Annotated in this window: 22 protein-coding genes; 10 read left to right on the forward strand and 12 right to left on the reverse strand. The window is 70.2% G+C overall.

Features of this window, described 5'->3' with window-relative positions; all coding sequences use genetic code 11:
- Positions 1-238, forward strand: a 238-nt coding sequence (locus H5T77_RS21405) for a hypothetical protein (RefSeq protein WP_292652637.1), incomplete at its 5' end; no start/stop codon positions are given.
- Here the strand turns inward: H5T77_RS21405 and H5T77_RS21410 are convergent.
- From H5T77_RS21410 to H5T77_RS21425, 4 genes are read right to left on the reverse strand one after another with little or no spacing between them, the layout of a single operon-like run.
- A complete protein-coding gene (locus H5T77_RS21410; protein ID WP_366816659.1) occupies positions 222-1,283 on the reverse strand; it encodes a fatty acid desaturase family protein in 1,062 nt (353 codons plus the stop codon). The genes H5T77_RS21405 and H5T77_RS21410 overlap by 17 nt on opposite strands.
- Positions 1,284-1,288: 5 nt before the next feature.
- A complete protein-coding gene (locus tag H5T77_RS21415) occupies positions 1,289-2,122 on the reverse strand; it encodes an ABC transporter permease (RefSeq protein ID WP_292652639.1) in 834 nt (277 codons plus the stop codon).
- Positions 2,122-2,862, reverse strand: a complete 741-nt coding sequence (locus H5T77_RS21420; protein WP_292652640.1) for an ABC transporter ATP-binding protein — start codon at positions 2,860-2,862, stop codon at positions 2,122-2,124. The genes H5T77_RS21415 and H5T77_RS21420 overlap by 1 nt, the downstream gene beginning before the upstream one ends.
- A complete protein-coding gene (locus tag H5T77_RS21425) occupies positions 2,859-3,680 on the reverse strand; it encodes an alpha/beta hydrolase (RefSeq protein ID WP_292652641.1) in 822 nt (273 codons plus the stop codon). Before H5T77_RS21425 ends, H5T77_RS21420 begins: the two co-directional genes overlap by 4 nt.
- 280 nt (positions 3,681-3,960) lie before the next feature.
- Here H5T77_RS21425 and H5T77_RS21430 point away from each other — a divergent pair, with 280 nt between their 5' ends.
- The 3 genes from H5T77_RS21430 to H5T77_RS21440 all read left to right on the forward strand — a co-directional run bounded on the left by H5T77_RS21430 (position 3,961) and on the right by H5T77_RS21440 (position 6,087).
- A complete protein-coding gene (locus tag H5T77_RS21430) occupies positions 3,961-4,236 on the forward strand; it encodes a twin-arginine translocation signal domain-containing protein (RefSeq protein ID WP_292652642.1) in 276 nt (91 codons plus the stop codon).
- A gap of 76 nt (positions 4,237-4,312) precedes the next feature.
- On the forward strand, positions 4,313-5,692 hold the full coding sequence (locus H5T77_RS21435) for a DUF4331 domain-containing protein (RefSeq protein ID WP_292652643.1): 1,380 nt from the start codon (positions 4,313-4,315) through the stop codon (positions 5,690-5,692).
- A complete protein-coding gene (locus H5T77_RS21440) occupies positions 5,689-6,087 on the forward strand; it encodes a hypothetical protein (protein ID WP_292652644.1) in 399 nt (132 codons plus the stop codon). The genes H5T77_RS21435 and H5T77_RS21440 overlap by 4 nt, the downstream gene beginning before the upstream one ends.
- A 38-nt stretch (positions 6,088-6,125) precedes the next feature.
- Here the strand turns inward: H5T77_RS21440 and H5T77_RS21445 are convergent, their stop codons facing one another.
- Genes H5T77_RS21445 through H5T77_RS21455 form a run of 3 tightly spaced genes read right to left on the reverse strand, consistent with a single transcriptional unit; the run spans position 6,126 to position 8,512 of the window.
- Positions 6,126-6,788: a response regulator gene (locus tag H5T77_RS21445; protein WP_292652645.1), complete on the reverse strand. Its 663-nt coding sequence runs from the start codon at positions 6,786-6,788 to the stop codon at positions 6,126-6,128.
- On the reverse strand, positions 6,785-7,984 hold the full coding sequence (locus H5T77_RS21450; protein ID WP_292652646.1) for a sensor histidine kinase: 1,200 nt from the start codon (positions 7,982-7,984) through the stop codon (positions 6,785-6,787). Before H5T77_RS21450 ends, H5T77_RS21445 begins: the two co-directional genes overlap by 4 nt.
- 27 nt (positions 7,985-8,011) lie before the next feature.
- The gene (locus H5T77_RS21455; protein ID WP_292652647.1) at positions 8,012-8,512 is read right to left on the reverse strand and encodes an SRPBCC family protein; all 501 of its coding nucleotides are present in this window, start codon (positions 8,510-8,512) and stop codon (positions 8,012-8,014) included.
- A gap of 74 nt (positions 8,513-8,586) precedes the next feature.
- Here H5T77_RS21455 and H5T77_RS21460 point away from each other — a divergent pair, with 74 nt between their 5' ends.
- Positions 8,587-9,078, forward strand: a complete 492-nt coding sequence (locus H5T77_RS21460; protein ID WP_292652648.1) for a winged helix-turn-helix transcriptional regulator — start codon at positions 8,587-8,589, stop codon at positions 9,076-9,078.
- A gap of 117 nt (positions 9,079-9,195) precedes the next feature.
- Here H5T77_RS21460 and H5T77_RS21465 read toward each other — a convergent pair whose 3' ends face one another.
- On the reverse strand, positions 9,196-10,839 hold the full coding sequence (locus tag H5T77_RS21465) for an acyl-CoA dehydrogenase family protein (RefSeq protein WP_366816660.1): 1,644 nt from the start codon (positions 10,837-10,839) through the stop codon (positions 9,196-9,198).
- A 97-nt stretch (positions 10,840-10,936) separates the two neighbouring features.
- On the opposite strand from H5T77_RS21465, the gene H5T77_RS21470 reads away from it, so the two are divergent.
- Together H5T77_RS21470 and H5T77_RS21475 are read left to right on the forward strand one after the other, a co-directional pair.
- Positions 10,937-11,662, forward strand: a complete 726-nt coding sequence (locus H5T77_RS21470) for a PaaX domain-containing protein, C- domain protein (RefSeq protein ID WP_292652649.1) — start codon at positions 10,937-10,939, stop codon at positions 11,660-11,662.
- Positions 11,663-11,736: 74 nt separating this feature from the next.
- A complete protein-coding gene (locus tag H5T77_RS21475) occupies positions 11,737-11,955 on the forward strand; it encodes an amphi-Trp domain-containing protein (RefSeq protein ID WP_292652650.1) in 219 nt (72 codons plus the stop codon).
- Between the two features lie 7 nt (positions 11,956-11,962).
- Here the strand turns inward: H5T77_RS21475 and H5T77_RS21480 are convergent, their stop codons facing one another.
- Positions 11,963-12,931: a 1,4-dihydroxy-2-naphthoyl-CoA synthase gene (locus H5T77_RS21480; RefSeq protein ID WP_179660120.1), complete on the reverse strand. Its 969-nt coding sequence runs from the start codon at positions 12,929-12,931 to the stop codon at positions 11,963-11,965.
- A gap of 56 nt (positions 12,932-12,987) precedes the next feature.
- Here H5T77_RS21480 and H5T77_RS21485 point away from each other — a divergent pair, with 56 nt between their 5' ends.
- Genes H5T77_RS21485 through H5T77_RS21495 form a run of 3 tightly spaced genes read left to right on the forward strand, consistent with a single transcriptional unit; the run spans position 12,988 to position 14,709 of the window.
- Positions 12,988-13,449, forward strand: coding sequence for a nitroreductase family deazaflavin-dependent oxidoreductase (locus tag H5T77_RS21485; RefSeq protein ID WP_292652651.1), 462 nt, complete (start codon positions 12,988-12,990; stop codon positions 13,447-13,449).
- A gap of 59 nt (positions 13,450-13,508) precedes the next feature.
- Positions 13,509-14,120: an ACT domain-containing protein gene (locus H5T77_RS21490; protein WP_292652652.1), complete on the forward strand. Its 612-nt coding sequence runs from the start codon at positions 13,509-13,511 to the stop codon at positions 14,118-14,120.
- Positions 14,121-14,127: 7 nt separating this feature from the next.
- Positions 14,128-14,709 (forward strand): DinB family protein, encoded by a 582-nt coding sequence (locus tag H5T77_RS21495; protein ID WP_292652653.1) that lies wholly within the window; start codon positions 14,128-14,130, stop codon positions 14,707-14,709.
- Positions 14,710-14,717: 8 nt separating this feature from the next.
- Here the strand turns inward: H5T77_RS21495 and recD are convergent, their stop codons facing one another.
- The 3 genes from recD to recC form a co-directional block, all read right to left on the reverse strand.
- The gene (gene recD, locus H5T77_RS21500) at positions 14,718-16,475 is read right to left on the reverse strand and encodes an exodeoxyribonuclease V subunit alpha (RefSeq protein WP_292652654.1); all 1,758 of its coding nucleotides are present in this window, start codon (positions 16,473-16,475) and stop codon (positions 14,718-14,720) included.
- The gene (locus tag H5T77_RS21505; RefSeq protein WP_292652657.1) at positions 16,472-19,825 is read right to left on the reverse strand and encodes a UvrD-helicase domain-containing protein; all 3,354 of its coding nucleotides are present in this window, start codon (positions 19,823-19,825) and stop codon (positions 16,472-16,474) included. The genes recD and H5T77_RS21505 overlap by 4 nt, the downstream gene beginning before the upstream one ends.
- Positions 19,826-19,827: 2 nt before the next feature.
- The coding region (gene recC, locus H5T77_RS21510) for an exodeoxyribonuclease V subunit gamma (RefSeq protein WP_292652655.1) at positions 19,828-23,180 on the reverse strand (3,353 nt) is incomplete at its 5' end.

Here is a 23,180-nt window from a genome sequence, read left to right on the forward strand (position 1 = left end):
GGCCGAGGTCGACGGGGTGCTGGTCTGGTCGAAGGACGGGTACGTCACCCGGGTCTCGTTCGACCGGCGGGCCCGGAAGGACGGCGAGACCGAGTCCCTCACTCGGGAGTGGGAGACGGAGCTCGGTGGCGCCGGCACCGTGGAGGCCGATGCGGACTACTCAGATCACGGGCGGGTCCGGCAGCGGTGCTCGCCGAACCGGCCCCGTAGGGCCCACCCGGTCAGCCCGTCCGGTTGACCACGACGAACGGGCAGGCGAAGGGGTCGCGGTCGCTGAGGCCCACGCGGTTGAGGTGACGGACGACGATGGCGTACGACTCCAGGAGACCGGCCTCGGTGTAGGGGACGCCCTGCTCGGCACAGTAGGCGCGGACCAGGGGCTGGGCACGGCGAAGGGTGCTGCTCGGCATGCTGGGGAAGAGGTGGTGCTCGATCTGCAGGTTGAGGCCACCCATGAGCCAGTCGACCCAGCGCCCGCCGCGGATGTTGCGGGAGGTCAGGACCTGTCGGGAGAGGAAGTCGATCCTGGTGTCGCGCGGGACCAGCGGCATCCCCTTGTGGTTGGGGGCGAAGCTGGCGCCCATGTAGACGCCGAAGACGGCCAGCTGCACGCCCAGGAACGCCGCGCCCAGGCCGAGGCCCAGGACCGAGAGGACCAGCACCGGCCAACCGATCAGCCGCACCGCCAGGAACGCTGCCTCCGTACGGCGATGCTTGAGGTCTCGGTCGCCGATCACGGTGCGGACGGCGCCGACGTGAAGGTTGACGCCTTCAAGGGTGAGCAGCGGGAAGAACAGCCATCCCTGGCGGGCGGTGAGCCACCGTTTGAACCCTGTACGCCGCTCGACGTCCTCGGGCGTGAACAGCAGGACCGAGGGCCGGATGTCCTCGTCCGCGTCGACCTTGTTCGGGTTGGCGTGGTGGCGGGTGTGCTTGCGCATCCACCAGCCGTAGCTCAGCCCGACGACCAGGTTGCCGAGGATGCGAGAGGCCCATTCGTTCTTCGGGCCCGAGGCGAAGATCTGCCGGTGGGCGCCGTCGTGGGAGAGGAACGCCGTCTGGGTGAACAGGACCCCGAAGGCGGCCGCGACCAGCAGCTGCCACCAGGTCTGTCCGAGGGCGAGCATGGCGATCAGCGCGAGCGCGAAGCCGGTGCCGAGGAGGACGACCCGCCGGGCGTACGTCCTCGGCTTGCGCTCCAGGAGACCCTCCTGCCGGACGCGACTCATCAGCTCGGTGTAGGCGTTGACCTGACGGTGTGCCTGGGTTGGGAGCGTGGTCATCGCGGTCACCGCCCCAGGCGGCGCAGCCGCGCCATGGCCAGCGGCAGGCAGACCGCGATGATGGCGACCGGCCAGAGGACGGCCATGGTCAGGGCGTGCTCGCCGACCCAGGTGGTGGCGGGGCCGGCCGTGTTGCCGAAGAGCTCGCGGGTGGCGATGACCGTGGAGGAGAGCGGGTTCCACTCGGCGGGGATGGCCAGCCATCCCGGCATCAGGTCGGTCGGCACGATCGTGTCGGCGACCATGGCGAGCGGGAAGACGAGCGCGAAGTACTTCATCGCCGCCTCGGGTCCGCTGACCAGCAGGCCGAGCAGGATGCCGACCCAGGAGAAGGCCATCCGGAGGAGGATCAGGAGCCCGAGTGCGGCGATCACCCCACCGAGCCCGAGATGGGCCTGCCAGCCGAACAGGGTCCCGAGCGCCAGCAGGATGGACAGCTCGACCACGGCCAGGATCATGTCGGCCAGGGCGCGCCCGGCCAGCACCGCCACCGGCGACATGGGAAGTGATCGCATACGGTCCAGTACCCCACCGCGCACGTCTTCAGCGACCGAGATCGTGGTGTTGCCGATGCCGAACGCCATGGTGAGTGCGAAGAGGCCCGGGAGCAAGAACTCCCGATACTCCGACCCCGGCACGTCCATCGCGACCCCGAATGCCTCACCGAAGACGAACCCGAACATGGCCACGGCCATCACCGGGATCATCAGCGTGCCGAGGAGCTCGTCGGGGCGGCGTACGAGATGGAGGAGGTGGCGCTTGGCCACGACCCAGGTGTCGACCGCCGCCCACGTGATGCGTGATCCGTGGGTGTCGGCGACTTCGGTGAGCGTGCTCATCAGGCCCCCTCTGTCAGCAGCAGGAACGCCTCGTCGAGGTCCCGGCCGCCGACGCTGGACTTGAGCTCGGCGGGCGACCCCTCGGCCACGACGCGACCGCGGTCGACCATCGTGATGCGTGAACACAACCGGTCGGCCTCCTCCAGGTACTGGGTGGTCAGCAGCACGGTCGTGCCGGAGTCGGCCAGCTCGCGGACCGCGTCCCAGACCTCGATCCGGCTGCGCGGGTCGAGGCCTGTCGTCGGCTCGTCGAGGAAGAGCACGCGGGGGCTGCGGATGAGGCTGACGGCCAGGTCGAGCCGTCGCCTCATGCCTCCGGAGTAGCCGCGGACCGCGCGGTCGGCGGCTTCGACGAGACCGAAGCGCTCCAGCAGCTCACCAGAGCGCTGACGGGCCTGCTTGGCCCGCATCCGGTAGAGGCGGGCGAACATCTCCAGGTTCTGCCGTCCGCTCAGGACCTCGTCGACGGCGGCGTACTGTCCGGCCACACCGATGCGGGCGCGCACCCCCGCCCGGTCGTGGACGACGTTGCGGCCGGCGACCCAGGCCTGACCGGAGTCGAGGCGGGCGAGGGTGGCCAGGATGCGTACGGTGGTGGTCTTGCCGGCGCCGTTGGGGCCAAGCAGCCCGTGGATGGTGCCGGGGGCGACGGCGAGGTCGATGCCGTCCAGGGCGGCGCCGCGGCCGGGGTAGCTCTTGCGGAGCCCTTGGGTCCAGATGGCGGGTTCGTCGGTGATCATGCTGCTGTCTCCAGTTCTGTCGGTCGAGCCGACGTGGCGAGGGACGGACGACGGCGTGTCGAGACCGACGCAGTCGTCACCTCGTCGTAGCGGCCCAGGGCGATCCGGGCGATGTTGAGCAGCGACTCGCTGCCCTCGGTGTAGTAGCCGCAGTGGCCGGGGATGTCGCCGGTGCCGAACGTGGTCGCACCGAGCTCGGGGTGCAGCGGGTTGCGGCCCAGGCCGAACCGGCCGAGGCGGACCTGCGGGATCAGCCGGATCCGGTCGGTCTCGCCGTAGCCGGCCCACAGCCGCGTGCCGGTGCCGAGCTCGGAGCGGTGGACCACGCCCATACCCGGACTGCCCAGCGCCACGCAGTCCTCGGCGCGGGCCGCGGCGAGGGCGAGCCCGACGACCGTGGAGCCGTAGCTGTGGCCGATCAGGGTGAGGTGGGCATCGCGGGGCAGGTAGTGGGTGAGCGCGGCCAGGTCGTTCGCGCCGGCATACGCGGCGTCGTTGGTGATCGCGTTGTACCACTCCGGCGGCGCGTGGTAGCCGACCCAGACCACGACGGCCGACCGGCTCTCGGGAGCGAGCTCCTGCATCGTACGAAGCAGCAGCTGCCCGCGGCTGCGGGGGCTGTGAGCCTCCTGGCTGGTGAAGTAGTTGCCGAGGTGGTGGCCGTTGCCGGGCACGACGACCGCGATGTGATCGGCGTTCACGACGTCCCCGAAGACCTCCACGACCCGCGCTCCGCCGGGAGGGTCGCAGGCGAGCAGCCGGGGTCCGATGGTTCCGTCGGCCTCGTCGAGGCCGTATCTGAGCGGCGTCACTGTCATGGCTGTGACGTTAGGAAGCGGGTTCACCGCTACGCGTCACTCCCGGGAGCCATTCGACCCCCTACCGGGGTAGTCCGGGATGCCCCTGGACCAGACCCGATGCGACTCGACTCGGCGCTTGGATGGACCGCACTGAAATAAAAGTCGCATCTCGTCAAATCCGTCTCGCCCTCGACGACGAACCACGCCGTGGCGCGACTTTGTGATCCAGATCACCACCATCAGACCCGGCCGCGGCTGGCCGTTCGGTGGCAGCGCCTGTCGAAAGGAAGGGACAGTCATGAGTGAACAGTCACGTCGCGGTTTCCTGGTGTTTGCCGGGGCCGGGACAGCGGCAGCGGTCGGTGCGGTTGCCGTACCCAAGTTCTTCAGCCCGACGTCCGCCGATGCGGCGGCCGGCCTGGAGTCGGTCGACCTGGCGAACGCGGAGTCGTTCGTGGTGCACGTGAAGAACGTCAAGCAGGGCCAGCTGGCGATCATGGTCGGCGATCGCGAGGTCCTGGTGACCGATCGGGAGCTGGCCGCCCGTCTGGCCGGATCCGCGCGGACCGCCTGACCTGACCACGGGCCGGCGTACCGCGGCCCCCTTCGTACCTCATCTCATCGATCAGCACCTCTAGTGGAGGAACTTCATGTCGTCCCACCGCGAAGCACCGGAGATCTCAAAGGATCCGGTCGCCGACAACACCGATGTCTACGCGTTCGTCAGTCCGGACAAGCCGGACACGGTCACCCTCATCGCAAACTTCATCCCGTTCCAGAACCCGTTCGGCGGGCCGAACTTCTACGAGTTCGGCGACGACGTGCTCTACCAGATCCACATCTCCAACGGCGGAGACGGTAAGACCGAAATCAGCTACCAGTTCCGGTTCCGGGCCGAGATCCGGAACAAGAAGACCTTCCTCTACAACACCGGACCGATCACCTCGATCGAGGACGAGACCTGGAACCGTCCGCAGTACTACACGGTCACCCGAGTGGAGAAAGGCAAGTCCCGGACCCTGGCCCGTGACCTCCCCGTACCGCCGGTCAACGTAGGCATCCGGAGCACGCCGGACTACGCCAAGCTCGCGAAAGCGGCAGTCCACAACCTCGATGGCGAGCGCACGGTGTTCGCCGGGCAGCGCGCGGACGGCTTCTTCGCTGACCTGGGCAGCATCTTCGACCTCGCTACGCTGCGGCCGTTCCAGATGGCGCACCTGATCCCGTCGGCTGAAGCGGCCGGGGTCAACGGTCTGCAGGGCTCGAACGTGCACACGATCGCACTCCAGGTCCCGATCAGCGACCTGACCCGCAACGGCCGCGTCCCCAAGGACGTGATGGACCCGAAGGCGACCATCGGTGTCTGGGCGTCGGCCAGCCGGAAGCAGTCCAGGATCTTCGACGAGCTTCTCGGCATCTCCGTGTGGCACGGCCCGCACAAGCAGGTTTCGCGGTTGGGCAATCCCCTGTTCAACGAGGTCATCGTGCCGATGGCGGAGAAGGACAAGTGGAACAGCCGGCGGCCGTCGGAGGACCGCGAGTACGCCAAGTACGTGACCAAGCCGGAGCTCGCCGGCCTGCTGCCCGCGCTCTACCCGGACGTGTTCCCGAACCTGGCGGCGTACAAGAAGCCGCGGGCGGACCTCGCAGCCATCCTGCTGACCGGGATCCCGGAGGGCGTGGTGCCGGGGTTCCAGAACTACACCGGCCCGGTCGAGTCCGACCTGCTCCGACTGAACGTCGCCGTTCCGCCGGCCAAGACACCGAATCCGCTCGGCCTCGTCGCCGGCGATGCCGCCGGATTCCCCAACGGCCGCCGGGTCTTCGACGACGTGGTCACTGTCGAGCTGCGAGCGGTCGCCGGGCTCACCATCCCGCTCGTCGACCCGAAGTTCACCCCCGACGACGCGACGAGCGCGATCAACGACGGCACGTCGAACACGAACTCCGACTACCTGAAGGTGTTCCCGTACCTCGGTACGCCTGCCGGCGGATACCAGTCCAAGCCGGGCGTGCCGGCCGCGTCATGAGCAAGGACGCGAACCTCCTCGAGAACCCCCATGCCGGGCAGGGGTCATCGGTCCTGCTGGACATCGGTGGCGACATCGGTGCCCTGGTCATCGAGATGCCGGCCGAGCTCGAAGGGCTGGAGATCGAGCTGCGCCCGACCGGCCGAGCTGTCCCGCCTGAGCCGGAGGATGCGAAGGGCCACAGCAACGATGAACTCGATCACGGTCATCACCACGGGCTGCCGCACGTCGCGGTGGTGCCGCGACCGACGCCAGAGGGCGACACGGTCCACTCGGTTGTCTTCTACGAGGTTTCCGAGGGGCGCTACGAGCTGTACGTCCGACCGGACGGTCCGGTCCAGCTGACCGTGGACGTCAGCGGAGGGAAGGTCACCTACGCAACCTGGCCACGCTGACATGCATGGCCCGGCCCGCACCATTGCGGGCCGGGTCGTCAGACGTGCGGAACGACCAGGCCGCTCTCGTACGCGAACACGACGGCCTGCGCCCGGTCGCGCAGACCGAGCTTGCCGAGGATACGGCTGACGTGGGTCTTCACGGTCTGCTCGGCGAGGAAGAGCTCGGCGGCGATCTCGCTGTTGGAGCTGCCGCGGGCGATGTTCTCGAGCACCTCGCGCTCGCGCTCGGTGAGCTGCTTGAGCCGCGGGTCTGCCCGCCTTCTCCGCGGCGTACGAGCGAACTGCGCGATCACCTGCCGGGTCACCGACGGCGAGAGCAGCGCCTCACCGGCGTGGACCACGCGGATCGCGGACGCGAGCTCGTCCGGGGAGGCGTCCTTGAGCAGGAACCCGCTGGCGCCCAGGCGCAGCGACTCGTGGACGTACTCGTCGGCGTCGAACGTGGTCAGCATGATCACCTTGACAGCCGCGGTGGCGGGGTTGCCCGCCAGCTGCCGGAGCGCCTCGATCCCGTCCATCACCGGCATCCGGACGTCCATCAGCACCACGTCCGGATTCGTACGCCGCACCACCTGCAACGCTTCGGAGCCGTCGGCCGCGGTGCCGACCACGTCGATGTCGGACTTGCTGTTGAGCAGCGCCACGAAGCCGGACCGCACCATCTCCTGGTCGTCGACGACCACGATCTTCACCGTCACGGGATCTTCCTACCGCGTTTGGGCAGCGTGCGCACCGTGGTTTGTGCCGGGAGCAGCGCCTCGACGACGAACTCGTCCTCGTCAGTCGCGCCTGCGGTGATACGGCCGCCGACGGCGGTGGCACGCTCGCGCATCCCGATCAGCCCGTGCCCCCCGCCGGTGGTGTCTTTGTCGGCGGCAGGGGCGGTGCCGTCAAGAGCGTTGGCGACCCGGATCCCGAGGCCCTCCTCCCCCATCGTCAGATCGACGCTGACCGGCTCGTTGGGGGCGTGGCGGCGGGCGTTGCTGAGTGCCTCCTGCACGATCCGATAGGCGGCGGTGCCGACCTCGGGAGCCACATCGGTCAGCTCCGGGAGCTCGCCACGCACCTCGACCCGCTGGCCGGTTCCGCGGGCAGACTCGAAGAGCTCGGCCAGTCCGTCGATGCCCGGCACCGGGACCCGGCCCGACTGACCCTCCTCCGTGCGCAGCACGTCGAGCACCCCACGCATCTGCCGCAGCGCCGAGGCCGCAAGGTCGGCGATCTCGGCGAACTCCGCCTCGGCCGCGGGGCTGACGTCGTCGACCCGGTGCGGCGCCGATCTGGCCTGGACGGTGATCAGCGACATGTTGTGGGCGATCACGTCGTGCAGCTCGCGGGCGATGCGCGCCTTCTCCTCGACGACCGAGCGGCGCTCGTACTCCTCGCGCAACGCGCTGCGGCTCTCGGCCAGCCGTCTGGCCACGGTGGCGAGAGCGCCGAAGAGCAGCGCGAGGGAGGCGAAGTTGGCCACCTGCACGAGCGAGTCGCCGATGTCATTCCAGTTCCACCCGACCAGGGCCAGGACCACTCCGGCTGCGACCTGGATGGCCAGGGTGATCGCCGCCAGTCGCCACCCGGCGACCAGGGTCAGCACAACCAGCACCAGAAGCTGTGTCAGCGTCGGTGGCGGCACCATCCATGGCCATCCGTTGTCGCTCGCCCTCGCGATCGCCAGTGCGGCCACGGTCACCGCGATCAGGGAGAGGCCGGCCGCCTCCACCGGACGCCGGAGCGCCAACGGAACCGAGGCGGCGTGGGTTAACCCGATCAGCAGAGCGACCCCGCCCGCGACTTCGTAGGGGTCGGTGGCCAGGACCGCTGCCTCCACAATCCCGAGCACGAGCGCGGCGATGTAGACCGCGAGACGGCCTCGCCCTGTCCAGGTGGAGAGCATGCCTCAGTAATACCAGGGCGATGCGCGCTATCGGCCCACTGCGGCGACGTTCTCCTCCTCGGTCCGGATCAGGCCCTCACCCGATTCGATCCGGCCCTTCAGACTGACGGTGATGTAGTGGGTCCAGGCGTCGTAGCAGACGTCGAAGCACTCGTCGCCGCGTCCGAGTCCCTCGTGGGTGAAGGTCACGCGGGTCTGTCCTCCTTCGCTGGCGATCTCGAAGCGGCCGGTCGTGCCGACCCACTCCGTCTTGTCGGCGATGAAGTCGAGGTAGCCGTCGGTGAACTCCCACACGACGCGCTCCCCCGGGACCAGCTCGCTCACGCGCTGCTTGGAGAAGTGGATGTCCGGCACCAGGTAGAACCACTCGGCACCGACCTGGTCGGTGGGCCCGGCGATGTGGTGCCCCCACCAGGAACGGACGTCGTTGATGGCTTCGTACGCCTCCTGCGGTGTGGCGTCGACGGTGAAGGTTGCGGTCAGGTCGCTCATGGCGGTCTCCTCGAGGTCGGCTGCGAGTTGCATCATGCACTTGCATCATGCAAGCACCACCGTAGTCACATGGACTTTCATCATGCAAGCGACTTGCTAGAGTCTTCACCGTGCTCGGAAAGACGTACGACGGCCAGATCTGCTCCATCGCCCGATCTCTGGAGATCGTCGGCGAGCGCTGGACCCTGCTGATCCTGCGGGACGCGATATTCGCCGGCGTCACGCGATACGGCGACTTCCAGCACAACCTCGGCATCTCCACGAACATCCTGAAGACACGCCTCGCCTCCCTCGTCGAAGCGGGCCTGATGACGCGCGACGACGCCGGGGACTACCGACCGACGGCCATGGCCCAAGGACTACGTCCCGCGCTGATCGCGCTCACCGAGTGGGGCGACACGTGGTTCGCCCCTGACGGCCGCCCGATCGACTACCTCCATGCGGACTGCGGCGAACCCGTCCAGGTCGAGGCGCGCTGCGAGCAGCACGGCGCCATCCCGCCGGACGACGTGGCGGTCCGCCCCGGACCGGGCATGCCCGCGGAGTACCTCGCCGCCCGGCGCCCGCAGACCCGACGGGCCATGCCTCGCCCATCGCTATGACAGCGGGTCCGACCTTGTGAATCGCTTCCCAAGCTCGGACCCTCTGTCATAGTCGCCGGCGTCATAGTCGCCAGCTCCACCCGATCCTCACGCAGGTCCGGCCCCGTACGAAGCGAATCAGGCGGGGAACGCTCGCTCGATGATCGCGTCGAGATCCCCGCGCGGCGACAACGTTCCGAAGGCTCCGCCCCAGTCCCGGCCGAGACGCGAGGCGCAGAACGCGTCGGCGACGGGCGCCGGTGCGTGCCGGACGAGCTGGGAGCCCTGGAAGACCAGGGCCATCTGCTCCACGATCCGTCGCGCCCGGAGCTCGAGGTCGTCGAAGGAGGCGAACTCCTTCTTCAACCGGTCCAGCGCGGCGTCGTAGCGGGCATCGGCGCCGGAGGCGAGCTCCGCCTCGGCCATGAACGCGTCCAGCGTGTGCGGCTCCCTCGCCAGCGCTCGCAGGGCGTCGAGCGCGGCCACGTTGCCCGATCCCTCCCAGATCGAGAGGAGCGGCATCTCGCGATAGATGCGCGCCACGTCGAAGTCCTCGATGTAGCCGTTCCCGCCCAGGCACTCCAGGGCCTCGTTGACCATGTACGGCGCCCGCTTGCAGACGTAGTACTTCGTGACCGCCAGTGCGATCCGGCGCAGAGAGGCCTCGGCCTCGTCCCCGCGGATGGCCCCGTCGTTGGCGCCCGCGAGCCGCAGCATCGCGGTCGTCGCCGCCTCTGACTCGACCTGCAGGTCAGCCAGTACGTTGCGCATCGCCGGCTGCTCGACCAGCAGCTTGCCGAACGCCGAGCGATGCTGGGCGTGGTGCGCCGCCATGGTCAGCGCGGTGCGCATGCCGGCCGAGGAGCCGATCACGCAGTCGAGACGGGTCATGTTGACCATCTCGACGATCGTGCGCACCCCGCGGCCCTCCTCGCCCACGAGCCAGCCGGTCGCCGCGTCGTACTCGATCTCGGAGGAGGCGTTCGACCTGTTTCCCAGCTTGTCCTTCAGCCGCATGAAGCGCATCGCGTTGCGTTCGCCACCGGGCAGGACGCGCGGCACGAGGAAGCAGGAGATCCCGGCGGACGTCTGGGCGAGGGTGAGGAACAGGTCGCTCATCGGCGCGCTGGTGAACCACTTGTGCCCACGCAGGACGTACGTCCCGTCGGTCTGCAGGCTCGCGGTCGTCGTGTTCGCGCGGACGTCGGATCCGCCCTGCTTCTCGGTCATCGACATCCCGGCGATCAGACCGCGCTTGGTCTCGGGGTCCCGCAGGCCGAAGTCGTACTCCCGATTGGTGAGCAGCGGCTCGAACCTCGCGGCGAGCTCGGGACTGGCCCGCAGCGCCGGGACCACCGCGTAGGTCATCGAGATCGGGCAGCCGTGGCCGGCGTCGACGTTCCAGGCGAAGAACTTCGCCGCCCGCGCGACGTGGGCACCGGGCCGGTCGTCGGCCCAGGGAGCAGCATGCAGGCCATTCTCCACCGCGGTGGTCATCAGCTGGTGGTACGCCGGGACGTACTCGATCTCGTCGACGCGATGTCCGTAGCGATCATGGGTGTGCAGACGCGGCGGCACCCGCTCGGCGAGCCGGCCCCAGTCCTGCGCCTCGGCGGTCCCGGCGAGGCGGCCCACCTTGTCGATCTCCGGAAGCGCCCACGCCGCGCCCTCGCGCTCGACGCCCTCGCGCAGGACCGGGTCACCGGCCGTGTTGTGGCCCACCAATGGCGGGACCTGGTTGCTGACCACGTGGGTGGAGTGGGCCTCGTGCATGCCGGTCATGGCGCTACCTCTTGTCAGCTGCGGGTCATCGATCCTTCTCGATGTTACGGATATGACAACAGTCGTGTCCATAGATGTTGCATGCGAAGATGGGCGGGTGGCTACCGCGCGCGACGAACTGGCTCCGCTCTCCGCCCGATCGGCGATCCTGAGCCTGATGCTCGGCGCCCACCCGAGCCCACTGACTCCGGCCGATCTCACTCGCGCGGGCCAGCTCTTCGGCATCGCGCCGGCGACCGTACGCGTCGCCGTCACCCGCGCCGTCGGCGACGGCGACCTGCGCCGGACCGACGCCGGCTACCGGCTCGGCGAGCGGCTGATCCAGCGGCAGGCGCACCAGGACGAAGCGGTGCACACGGCGGACAAGCCGTGGGACGGCACCTGGGAGATGGCCGTCGTCGTGACCACCGGTCGACCGGGCCCCGAGCGCGCCGTCCTGCGCGATGCGCTGAAGGCGCACAGGCTCGCCGAGCTCCGCGAAGGGGTCTGGACCCGGCCCGCCAACCTGCAGCGCCCTCGTTTCACCGATCCGGTGCTCCAGGCGTTCACGGCCACCCCGGAGCAGGACCCCGGAGAACTCGCCGCCTCGCTGTGGGATCTCACCGGCTGGGCTCGCGAAGGCGAGCGTCTGCTCGAGCGCCTGTCGACGACGCCCGAGCCCGCTCTCCGGCTCGCCACCGCCGCCGCGATCGTGCGACACCTCAGCGCCGACCCGCTCCTTCCCGTCGGGCTCCGCCCTTCGGACTGGCCCGCAGTTGACCTGCGCGAGACCTACAGCGCCTATCAGCGCGAGCTGAGCGAGCTCGCCGCGCTGCCGCGCTGAGCGGCTCGGAGGGCTGGCGCGAATCGCGCTCGGCCGAGATCATGCATCCTCAACGTCAGAACAAGGAGTTCAGCATGGACCTGATGGAAGTCACGGAACGGGCGAGGTTGCGTCGCGAGGAAGCGGCGGCTCGCCTGCATGCCCTGGCCGACGCGCTCGCCAGCAACAACGAGGTCGAGTTCGAAAGAGGCGGGCTGCGCTTCAAGGTGCACGTACCCGACGAGGTCGACTTCAAGCTGGAGATCGAGATCGGGGACGACGAGCGCGAGCTCGAGATCGAGTTGAAGTGGTGACAGAAGCTCAGTAGTACCAGGGGTACGGCGACCAGTCGGGCTCGCGCTTCTCCAGGAACTGATCGCGACCCTCCTGGGCCTCGTCGGTCATGTAGGCCAACCTGGTGGTCTCGCCGGCGAACATCTGCTGGCCGACGAGGCCGTCGTCGAGGAGGTTGAAGGAGTACTTCAGCATCCGCTGGGCCGTGGGCGACTTGCCGTTGATCTTGCGGCCCCACTCGAGCGCGACGTCCTCGAGCTCGGCGTGGGGGACGGCGCGGTTGACGGTGCCCATGCGGACGCCGTCCTCGGCCGAGTACTCCTCGGCGAGGAAGAAGATCTCGCGGGCGAACTTCTGGCCGACCTGGCGGGCGAGGTAGGCACTCCCGTAGCCGCCGTCGAACGAGCCGACGTCGGCGTCGGTCTGCTTGAAGCGCCCGTGCTCGGCGCTCGCCAGGGTCAGGTCGCACACCACGTGGAGGGAGTGGCCGCCGCCGGCGGTCCAGCCGGGGACGACACAGACGACGACCTTGGGCATGAAACGGATCAGTCGCTGGCACTCGAGGATGTGCAGGCGCGCCATCTTGGCCTTGTCGATCGGGGTCGGTTCCTCCGCGCCCGTCCGGTCGGCGGCGTACGCGGACTGGCCGGTGGTCGAGCTCGTCGAGACCTCGTACTGGTAGCCGGCCTTGCCGCGGATGCGCTGGTCGCCACCGGTGCAGAAGGAGTGCTTGCCGTTCTTGACCGAGGGGCCGTTGCCGGTGAGCAGGACGCAGCCGACGTCGGCGGAGATCCGGGCGTGCTCGAGCACGCGGAGCAGCTCGTCGACGGTGTGCGGGCGGAAGGCGTTGAGTACGTCGGGGCGGTCGAAGGCGATGCGTACGGTGCCGTGCTCCTTGGCCCGGTGGTAGGTCAGGTCGGTCAGATCCTCGAAGCCGGGGACCTCGTCCCAGCGGCTCGGGTCGAACGTGTCGGAGACTCCCTCGATGGCACTCATGCGCCTGAGGCTATCCGGGGTTGGAATAGCCACGGCGATCGGCTGTTATGGAGGACATGACCGAACTGCAAGGTGAATACATCCCGAGCACGGCCGACTGGGTGCGCGAGCAGGTTGCCGCGTTCGAGGCTTCTGGCGGCGCCGAGGCCAACGTCCTCGAACGCGACGGCAAGCCGATCATCCTGATCACCAACCGCGGCGCCAAGACCGGTGCCATCCGCAAGACCCCGCTGATGCGGGTCGAGCGTGACGGCCGCTACCTCGCGGTCGCCTCCTGGGGCGGCTCCGACCAGAACCCTGCCTGGGTGGCGAACTTCCGCAAGTACCCCGACATGGTCCTCCAGGACGGCGGGACCAAGAAGGCGTACGTCGCTCGCGAGCTCGCCGGCGAGGAGCGCGAGGAGTGGTGGGCCTACGCGGTGCAGACGTGGCCGACGTACGGGGACTATCAGCCCAACACGTCCCGGCTCTTTCCGCTCTTCCTGCTCGAGCCAGCCGACGAGCAGCCCGCCAGTTGACCGGCGTGTAACCGCGAGAGTGCCACGACTGTCGGTTCGCGACGCTAGGGTCTAGGGCCATGCCGTTCCTGCTACGCGTCGAGCTGCCCGACATCCCGGGTTCCCTCGGTCGCCTCGCCTCCGCCATCGGTGAAGCCGGTGGCGACATCGAGGCGATCGAGATCGTCGAGAAGAACAAAGTCGACGGAAGAGCTGTCGACGATGTGCTTCTCGAGACCCAACCGGGAACCATGCCGGACTCCATCGTCTCGGCGTGCAACGAGCTCGAAGACGTGCACGTCGTCTGGATCTCCCGCTACGCCGCCGGAGGCAACCTCTTCCTCGACCTCGAGGCCGTCGAGGACCTCACCGAGAACGCCCACGAGGCGCTCGACCGACTCATCGACGTACTGCCGCTGACGTTCCGCGCCGACTGGGCCATCCGCGTCCACCGCGTCAAGGGCATCAGCCGGTCCACCGACGGCTCGCCCGAGAACGTCCCCTTCATCGAGCTCGATCGCCCCGAGCGGATCGAGGTCGAGGGCGAGGACGAGAACATGTTCGCCGGTGCCCGCATCGACGGCAACGAGATCGTCCTCATCGGCCGCCGCGGCGGCCCCGACTTCCTCGACTCCGAGCTGGCCCGCCTCGGTCACCTCGCCTCGCTCGCCACCTCCATCGCCCGCTCCTGACACCGCGATGGTTGCCGACGCAGACCCGAAAGAGACGCTGAAGCAGCGCCTGGACAACGCTCGCAACGCCCTGCTCGGGAAGGTCGAGGACCTTCCCGAGCGTGAGGCCCGGATGCCGCGGACGCCGACCGGCACCAATCTCATCGGCATCGTCAAGCACTGCCTCAACGTCGAGGCGATCTACCTAGGCGACACCTTCGGGCGGCCGTTCCCGCAAGCCGACGAGCTGATCGCCCTGGACCACTACGAGGTCGATCCGCAGGCCGACTGGTACGCGACCCAGGACGAGACCGTCGCCGGCATCATCGACCGCTACCGCCGGGTGATCGCGCACGCCAACGCGACCATCGACGCTCTCGAGCTCGACGCGGTCGGCCACGTCAAGCACTGGGGCGACACGCCCGTCACGCTGCATGAGATCGCGACCTACACCTACGGCGACGTCGCGCAGCACGCCGGCCAGGCCGACATCCTCCGGGAGGGCATCGACGGTGCCGTCGGCTGGATGTCGCGCGACCACAACATGCCCCCGGACGTCGACTTCCCGGCGTACGTCGCGAAGCTGACTGCGCTCGCGGAGCGCTTCTGAGGCTGCGCTCAGTCGTGGCCCAGCCGCTGCCGGAGACCGGAGGCGCGCAGGGCCCGACGGGTGATCGCGGCCGTGACAGCGTCGGGGGTGCCGACGATGCGTACGCGCTGCTGCGCTCGGGTGACCGCGGTGTAGAAGAGCTCGCGGGTGAGCAGGGGCGAGTCGTCGGGCGGGAGCAGGACGGTGACGGACCTGGCCTGGCTGCCCTGGGACTTGTGGACGGTCATCGCGTGCAGGGTCTCGATGTCGCCGAGACGTGAGGGCGCGTACGTCGCGCCGCCAGCGATCGCGACCCGAAGATCACCGCCGGCGTCGGTGTAGGTGACGCCGGTGTCGCCGTTGAAGAGTCCGAGGCCGTAGTCGTTGGCGGTGACGAGGACGGGGCGGCCCGGGTACCACTCGTGGCCCCAGCCGATGCCGAGCGCCTCGCCGGTGGTCTCGGCGAGGCCGCGCTCGATCTGCCGGTTCCAGTGGGCGACGCCCCAGGGGCCGTCGCGGTGGGCGCAGAGCAGACGCGACTGGTCGAGCATGCGTACGCAGCGCTCCGCATCACCCACGAGCGCGGCCTCGTGCAGGGCGACGGCGTGCGCGACCAGGTCGCGCTCGACCGCGGCCATCATGGCCTCGTCAGCAGGGTCGACGAGCTCGACCGCGGGGTCGCCCCCGTTGAGCACCTCGAGCGCGGCGTCGGCGTCGCCGTCCCGCAGCGCCGCCGCCAGCGCACCGATCGCGCCACCGAAGCGATGGGTGGTGCGGAGCGCGGCCACCGCGTCAGGCGAGCGCACGGCGAGCCCGGCGACGAGGTCGGAGAGCACCGCGCCGGCCTCGACGCTGGCCAGCTGGTCGGGGTCACCGACGAGGATCAGGCGCGCTTCCGGCCGCACCGCCTCGAGCAGCCGGGCCATCATCGTCAGCGAGACCATGCTCGTCTCGTCGACGACGATCACGTCGTGCGGCAGCCGGTTGGTGCGGTGGTGCTTGAACCTCGTCGACGATCCGGGTCGCCAACCGAGGAGCCGGTGAAGCGTCGACGCGGTCAGCCCGGAGAGGCGAGCGCGGTCGGCCGCGGTGAACTGCGGCGCCAGCTGGGCACTCTCGACCGCCTCCTGCAGCCGCGCGGCCGCCTTGCCGGTCGGCGCGGTCAGCGCGACCCGCAACGGTGTCGAGGACTGCTCGGTGAGCAGCGCCAGCAGGCCCGCCACGGTCGTCGTCTTGCCGGTGCCGGGACCGCCGGTGAGGACCGTCGTGGACTGCCGGGCGGCGGCGAGCGCGGAGGCACGCTGCTCGGCGTACCCCTCGCCCGGGAAGAGTCGGGCCGCGGTCGCCTCCAGCAGGGCCTCGTCGGCCACCGGCCGGGGCGAGGCCAGGCGGGCGAGCAGGTCGTCGCGTACCTGTCCTTCCTCGCGGTGATAGCGGTCGAGGTAGAGCAGGCCGTCCTCGACCTGCACCAGGGACTGCGCCGCCAGGGGGCTGTCAGCGACGGCCTCCAGCCAGCCGGCGGCAGCCGGCCACGGCAGCGTCTCCTCGGTCTCCCGCAGCGCGGCCAGGTCGACGCACACCGAGCCGTGCCGGATCGCGCGGACCGCCAGCGCCACCGCCAGCCGCACCTCGTCGCGCGTCTCACCCGCGAGCGTGGTCGCACGGGTCGCGACGTGGACGTCGGCCGCGGTCAGCACACCCTCGCGGTTGAACGAGGCGAGCAAGCCGGTCGCGGACCGGGCCAGGCGTGCGTCGAAGGGGTCCTGGGACTCCCAGCGCTCGATCATGCGGTCACCTCATCTGGGAGCTTTCCGTCCAGCAGGTCGGACAGCGCGATCGCGAGGGACGCGGGTGGCTGCCAGGTGAAGACGCCGGTCGGGATGCCGTCGACGACGGGGGTCTCCGGACCGAGCATCCCGCGTACGTAGAGGTAGAGCACCCCGCCGAGGTGCTTCTCGGGGTCGTATCCGGGCAGGCGCCAGCGCAGGAAGCGGTGCACCACCGCTGAGTAGAGCAGCGCCTGCAGCGGGTAGTGGGAGTGCAGCATCGCCTCGGCCAGCTTCGGCTGGGTGTAGTCCATCGCCTCCACCCCCAGGAAGTTGGTCTTGTAGTCGACGACCACGAACCGGCCGCTGGCCGAAGCGGAGCCCGAGGCGGTCCTACTCGGCAATCGCAGCACCACGTCGACCGAGCCGGTCAGATACCCCCGCAGCGACTGGTCCCCCAGCGGCGGGGTCTCTAGCCGGTCGGCGTACGTCACCATCGGGTCGTCGGCCGGAAGGTGAGCGCGCAGCAACGGGGCGAGATCACGCAGACGTACGTCGGGAGCGCCCGGCCCACGGGTGTCCCCGCCCGCCAACGGGATCTCGAAGTCGAGCTCGCGCAGCCGGTCGCGCAGCGGGATCTGGGCCAGCGTCAGCCCGTCGGCGACGGGTCCGAGCGGGGTGAGGTTGAGCGGCAGCATCGCGGTCGCGAGCTCTTCGGCCGAGGCTAGGACCGGCCACCAGCGCAGCTGCTCACGGGTCCTCGTCAGCAGCTCTTCGGCCAGGTCAGGGGTCTCCGGGTCGGTGTGCTCGAGGACCGCGTGGACCAGCGACCCGAAGCCGGCGCCCTTGGGCAGCTCGGCCATCGGCGAGAGGTGCTCCTCAGCGGTCTCGACGAGCTCGGGGCCACTCCGTTCAGAACCCGATGACGCGAGGTCGCCATCCTCGGCGATGGGCTCGTCGTCGGTGCCCTCCACCTCCGGCTCCGAGGTCGCGACCACGCCTTCGTCGACCCGGATGAGCCCGGAGTAGGACGTACGCCGCCACTCCGCGTCCACATCCCGGGTGAACGCCCGCGCGGCGAGCAGGCCGGGCGACGCTGCCCGCACCGGCGGGGCTGCTGCAACCGGCACCGCTTCCTCGGCCACCGGGCCGCCGTGGCGCGCGACATTGCTCAGCAGCGTCGCCGCGTCCTCGTCGCTCGGCACAGGAACGCTGTCCGGCACCACCGCTTGGCCAGGACCTCGCCCGAACAGCAGCCGGTGGAGACCGCCGGTGGAAGTGTTGGCCGTGGGCGCCCACCACGCGACGACCTGCGACTGCGCTCGGGTCAGCGCCACGTAGAGATCGCGCAGCTCCTCGCCGATCTCCTCGCCCTGGTGCCGGGCCAGGTTCTGCGGCCACTGCACGCCGGTCCGGGTGACGTCGATGGTCCGCTGCCCGGATTCGTCGTGGAACCGAGCGACGTCGGGGTCGCGCACGAAGTAGTCGTAGGCGAAGGGCAGATAAACGATCGGGTACTGCAGGCCCTTGGACCCGTGCACCGTCACGATCTGCACCGCGGCCGCGTCGGAGTCCAGCCGCCGCGGCCGCTCGGTCGCGGCCGAGCGCCGCCGCTCGTCGCGGAACCAGGTCAGCAGCGCCGGCAGCCCGAACGAGTCGCGCACCGCGATGTCGTGGAGCAACTGCCCCAGGTGACGTACGTCGGTGAGCAACCGCTCCCCGTCGGTGCGCCCCAGCACGCGCGCGGTGAGCCCGCGCTCCTCCGCCGCCTCGATCAGGGCCGCAACGCCCCGGCCACGCAGCAGCAGCGCCCAGCCGCGCAGCGTGTCGGCGATGCGGGAGGTCAGCGCCTCCCCGCCCGCGTCGAGCTCGGTGGCGGTGTAGCCGAAGAAGACGCTCAGGCCGGCCGCCCGCACCAGCGGCGTCCGGTGCGGCGAGTCGAGCGCCTGCAGGAGGGCGAGCCAGTCCTCGCCGGCGGGCGTCAGGAAGACGTCACCGCCGCCGGCCATCACCGCCGCGATGCCGTGCTCCTGCAGCACCCGTTGCACCAGCAGCCCGTGTGAACGAACCCTGACGATGACCGCGATGTCGCCGGCCTGCACCGGAGCGTCGCACCAGGTCGCCCCGGAGCCGAGCAGTCCGGCGATGTCGCCGGCGAGATCACGGGCGATGTGGGCGCGCGCGTCGCCGGCGGTGATCATCTTTCCACGGGTGAGCTTGAAGCCGCTGCGGCCGACCCGGCGGATCCGGAACGGTGACGGGTGCGGGGCCCCGACCAGCCTGGAGTCGTCGTGATGGGCCTTCACGTCGTGAACGACGATCTCCGACGACCCCAAAGCCGCGCCGCGCAGGACCACCTGGAGCCGTTCGACCAGCGGGGCGTCGCTGCGCCAGTTGGTGTCGAGCGTCGCCTGCTTCTCGGCGGCCCGGGCGGCGGTCAGGTAGGTGAAGACGTCACCGCCGCGGAAGGCGTAGATCGCCTGCTTCGGGTCACCGATGAGCACCAGGGTGGCGTGGCCCTCAAAGGCCCGCGACAGCACCTGCCACTGCACGGGGTCGGTGTCCTGGAACTCGTCGACCAGCACGATCCGCCACCGCTGGCGCATCCGTGACCGTGCCGGAGCCGCTGGGTCCTCCAAGGCGACCGCGAGCCGGGAGAGCAGGTCGTCGTAGGACATGACACCGCGCATCTGCTTGCGCCGGTCGACCTCCGCCCGAACCTCTTCGGCGAACCGCACCCGTGCGCCCGCAACCGGGTCCTCGGCCGGCGCCGGGGCCAGGACCGACTGCGGGTCCTCGACCGCGGTGCGCGCCAGGCCCAGCGCGTCGTCGCGGTCGAACGGTGGCCGCTCCCGCGTCTCGCCGAACCACTTCAGATAGAGGTCGTCGACGACCTCGACGACCAGCTCGTCGAGCGACTCGACCAGCTCGGCGCCGGCGTCGGTGTCACCGGCCACGCCCAGCGAGCGCAGCACGAGCTGACAGAACTGGTGCGTCGTCGCGATCGTCGCCCCGTCGAACGAGGCGAGGGCGTCACGCACCCGCTCGTGGCGTACCCGGATCTCGTCCTCGGAGACGTCCAGGAGCAGCTCGAGGTGGGCGTCGAGCGGGGTCGGCCGCCGCCCGCGGACGGTCTCCGCGAAGGCTCGCTCCGCCTCGACGAGGTGGGCACGCACCCGGTCGCGGAGCTCCTGGGAGGCCGCGCGGCCGAAGGTGATCGCCAGGATCTCGTCGAGCCTCGCCTTCCCCTCGATCACGTAGCGGGTGACCAGGGCGCCGATGGTGAAGGTCTTCCCGGTGCCGGCCGATGCCTCGATCAGCATCGTGCCGGTGGGCAGCGGTCCGGTCAGGTCGAAGGGAGTGAACTGCATCGTCACCAGCTCCCCTGCTCGGCCTTGAGCAACGGCGACCAGACCCGCATCGAGAGCGCGCCGAAACGGGACGGCTCTCCGTCGAACTCCTCGCCGGGCTCCGGAGGATCGCCCAGCCCGGGGATCGCGGACTTCGCACCCCAGGCTCGCACCTGCTCCACGTCGGACTCCTCACCCTCGTACCGGCTGTCGTTCCACTCCCAGCCGGCCTTGTAGAGCGCGTCGTCGATGCCGGCCTGGGTCCGTCGCTGGCGCGCGTAGGCGAACGAGGTCTTCAGCGGCAACGGCAGCGGTGCGGTAAGCCCCCGGTCTCGCAGTCGCACCAGGTCACGGAGCACGTTGATCGCGGTGTGGTCGAGCGGGCCGAGCTGGGAGAGCCCGAACGGCGTACGCGACCTGGAGTTCGCCGGTCGCCCCAGCGTCCAGGCGCTCCAGGGCCGGTCCTCGTCGGCGGCGGCCAACGCGACCAGCTGCACCCACGACTCGATCCGCTGCCTGGCGCCCAGGCGGGAGTACGTCACCGGGGCGAGCCGGTCGCCGAAGACCTGGGGGACGGTGCCGGTCAGCCGTCGTCCGTCGCCGAGGTCGACCTCGACGTCGACGGCCCGCGCCTGCCCGGTGGAGATGCCGGCGTGGCGCACCCGGAGCGCCTCGGCTGCGATCGGCTTCGCCTTGGTGATCACGTCGGTGAGGATGCGCCAGCCGAGCCACTTCGGCGGAAGTACGCCGCGGCGCCACTCCTGCTGGGTCGCCTGCTCCTCCGACATCCCGGCGAGCAGGTCGTGGAGCAGCCGGTCGCCGACCGACCACTGCCCCAGCCCGTCGAGCTCGACCGGCAGCGCGTCGGAGAGCGGGTCGTCGTCACGCGGGAGCGCGAGCTCCAGGCGGTCGCGGAAGAACGCGCGCACCGGCCCGCGGTAGAAGCCCAGCAGCTCCTCCAGCGTCACGTCCCCGGTCTGCTGCGGCGCCAGCGGGGCGGGCAGGAGCTCGGGCGGCTCGACGCGGTCGGAGAGCGCGGCGTTGGCGCCGGCCGCGGCGGCCTTGTCGAAGGAGAAGGAGTGACCCGTCACCAGCGCCCCGGGGGTGAGGTTGCGTTGGTCGAACGGCTGCAGCGGGTGCCTGGTCGTCACCGCCTCCGAGACCGGCTTCCCATCTGCGGTGACAGCGGTCGCGTCCAGCGTGTCCAGCAGCTCTCCGAGAGGGACGGCGGGCGGCCGCGGCTGGCCGGAGTACTCGTTGGCGCCCGTATAGGTCACCACCAGCGTCTCGGTCGCTGCCAGCAGCGCGTCGAGGAACAGTTGCCGGTCCTCGCTGCGCGGGTCGCGCTCCCCGGTCTGCGGGTCACGCGCCAGCAGGTCGTCGCCGTCGGTGATCCCGACCCTCGGGAACACCCCGTCGTCGATGCCGAGCAGGCACACCACCCGGTGGGGCACCGACCGCATCGGCACCAGCGTGGAGACGGTCAGCGTGCCGGTGCGGAAGTTGGCGCGCGTCGCACGTCCGGCCAGCCGCGCGCCCAGCAGCGCCCGCACATCGGGCAGTCGCAGCTCTTCGACCTTCTGGCCTGCGGCGGCGTCGCGCACCCGGGACAGCTCTCTGGTCACCTGGCCCGACTGCCACTCGTCGTTGGCCGAGACCGACGTCAGCGCGGCGACGCCCTCCTCGATGACCTTCAGCCAGTGCGCCAGCGGATGCACCCCCGCCAGCTCGTCGGTCACGTCCTGCAGCCGATCGACGAGCTCGGCGAACTTCCCGGCCAGCTCGACCGACCCGCTCCCCACGTCGTCGAGCGGCAGCGTCGTGTCGAGCCAGGTCGCGGAGTCCTCGGACATCGCCACCCCGGTGAGGATCCGGTCCATCCCGAAGCGCCAGGTGTTGGCGACGTACGTCTCCAGCCCGAAGGGCTCGCGGTGCTCCGCGTCGAAGCCCCATCTGATCCCGGCATCCTTGGCCCAGTCCTCGAGCTGCTCCAGGGCGTCGTCGTTGAGCCCGAACCGGCGCCGCACCGGATCGAGATGAGCGAGATCGAGTACGTCGCTCACCCCCGCCCGGCCGCCGGCCAGGTCGAGCAGCCTGGTGGCCACCTCCAGGAGCGGGTTCGTACGCGTCAACGACCGGTCCGCCAGCTTGACCCGCAGCCTGTGGCCGGGATGTCCGGTCTCGCCGGTCATCTCGCCGAGCCCGAACCCGGCCTCGATCAGCGGCGCGAAGGTCTCGATGTCGGGGCACATCACGAGCACGTCCCGCGGCTCCAGCGTCGGGTCGTCCTCGAGCAGCCCCAGGAGCACCTCCCGGAGCACCTCCACCTGCCGCTCGCCGCCGTGGCAGGCGTGCACCTGGATCGAGCGGTCGGCGGGCTCGAGCACCCGCTGCGCGGCTTCCCCGACCGTGTTGCTCCGGATATCGTCCTGCAACCACCCCAGCAGACTGGACCTCCGGTGGTCGAGCTTGTCGAGACCAATCTGGGAAACCGCATCAACGGAGATCTCGTTCAGCGATCGCTGCAGCTCCCGCGTATCCCGCCCCAGCGTGGCCAGCAGCGGATGCCCGACCACATCGTGCGACCGATCCGCTGTCCTGGCGACCGTCCCGTCCTGTCCCGCGAGCGCCGCCCACAGCGCCTCGGAGGGATGCGGCAACCACAGATGCACCTCCCGGTGCTCCCCCAGCGCCGCGACGAGCTCGATGTCCGTCACCGAGAGCCGAGTGTGCCCGAACAGCGAGACCCGCTCCGGAAGCTCGAAATCCCCCGGCGCCTGCTTCAGCCGCGCGACCGTCTGCGCCTGCCGCTCCACCGGCGTCGGCCCGCCGACCAGCTCCGCGACGGCCCGCCACAACGGCGGCTGCCACGCCAGATCCTCGGCGACCTCGGCCCCGAGCCCGTCCGTGTCCCGCTCCGCACTCCAGTCGGCGACCACCGCCGGCCGCTGGTCCGCGTACGCAGCGAACAGCCGCGCCAGCCGCCGAGCCAGCGCCAGCCGCCGCCCCCGCCGACGTACGCCTTCCTCTGTCGTGTCCCCGTGGCCCAGATGCACCGCGAGCGACCTGGCCCAGGGCTCGTCCAGCGACGCGTCGATCGCCGCCAGCACCGGCCACGTCAGCGACTCCGGCGCCCAGGGATCCTCATCCCCCGTGCCGACGACCTCTGCGAACAGCGACCACGGAGACCGGAAGTCGACCCCGGCACAGATCCCGTCCGTACGCCCTGCCGCGGCCCCCAGCCGATGCGAGAGCCGCTGCGACAACCACCGCTCCACCCCCCGCGCCGGCACCACCACGACCTCGGTCGCGAACGGATCCCCCGACGGCACCGACAAGAGCTCGCCGAGCGAGTCAGCGAGCAGATCGGTCCGCG

Source organism: Nocardioides sp., assembly GCF_014360585.1.
Lineage (GTDB): Bacteria > Actinomycetota > Actinomycetes > Propionibacteriales > Nocardioidaceae > Nocardioides.

Coding starts and splice junctions, on each gene's coding strand:
- H5T77_RS21485 (WP_292652651.1), top strand. CDS start 12,988: ATGACCGAACTGCAAGGTGAATACATCCCGAGCACGGCCGACTGGGTG.
- H5T77_RS21440 (WP_292652644.1), top strand. CDS start 5,689: ATGAGCAAGGACGCGAACCTCCTCGAGAACCCCCATGCCGGGCAGGGG.
- recD (WP_292652654.1), bottom strand. CDS start 16,475: ATGATCGAGCGCTGGGAGTCCCAGGACCCCTTCGACGCACGCCTGGCC.
- H5T77_RS21430 (WP_292652642.1), top strand. CDS start 3,961: ATGAGTGAACAGTCACGTCGCGGTTTCCTGGTGTTTGCCGGGGCCGGG.
- H5T77_RS21505 (WP_292652657.1), bottom strand. CDS start 19,825: ATGCAGTTCACTCCCTTCGACCTGACCGGACCGCTGCCCACCGGCACG.
- H5T77_RS21465 (WP_366816660.1), bottom strand. CDS start 10,839: ATGACCGGCATGCACGAGGCCCACTCCACCCACGTGGTCAGCAACCAG.
- H5T77_RS21425 (WP_292652641.1), bottom strand. CDS start 3,680: ATGACAGTGACGCCGCTCAGATACGGCCTCGACGAGGCCGACGGAACC.
- H5T77_RS21490 (WP_292652652.1), top strand. CDS start 13,509: ATGCCGTTCCTGCTACGCGTCGAGCTGCCCGACATCCCGGGTTCCCTC.
- H5T77_RS21480 (WP_179660120.1), bottom strand. CDS start 12,931: ATGAGTGCCATCGAGGGAGTCTCCGACACGTTCGACCCGAGCCGCTGG.
- H5T77_RS21410 (WP_366816659.1), bottom strand. CDS start 1,283: ATGACCACGCTCCCAACCCAGGCACACCGTCAGGTCAACGCCTACACC.
- H5T77_RS21475 (WP_292652650.1), top strand. CDS start 11,737: ATGGACCTGATGGAAGTCACGGAACGGGCGAGGTTGCGTCGCGAGGAA.
- H5T77_RS21455 (WP_292652647.1), bottom strand. CDS start 8,512: ATGATGCAACTCGCAGCCGACCTCGAGGAGACCGCCATGAGCGACCTG.
- H5T77_RS21435 (WP_292652643.1), top strand. CDS start 4,313: ATGTCGTCCCACCGCGAAGCACCGGAGATCTCAAAGGATCCGGTCGCC.
- H5T77_RS21415 (WP_292652639.1), bottom strand. CDS start 2,122: ATGAGCACGCTCACCGAAGTCGCCGACACCCACGGATCACGCATCACG.
- H5T77_RS21420 (WP_292652640.1), bottom strand. CDS start 2,862: ATGATCACCGACGAACCCGCCATCTGGACCCAAGGGCTCCGCAAGAGC.
- H5T77_RS21495 (WP_292652653.1), top strand. CDS start 14,128: ATGGTTGCCGACGCAGACCCGAAAGAGACGCTGAAGCAGCGCCTGGAC.
- H5T77_RS21450 (WP_292652646.1), bottom strand. CDS start 7,984: ATGCTCTCCACCTGGACAGGGCGAGGCCGTCTCGCGGTCTACATCGCC.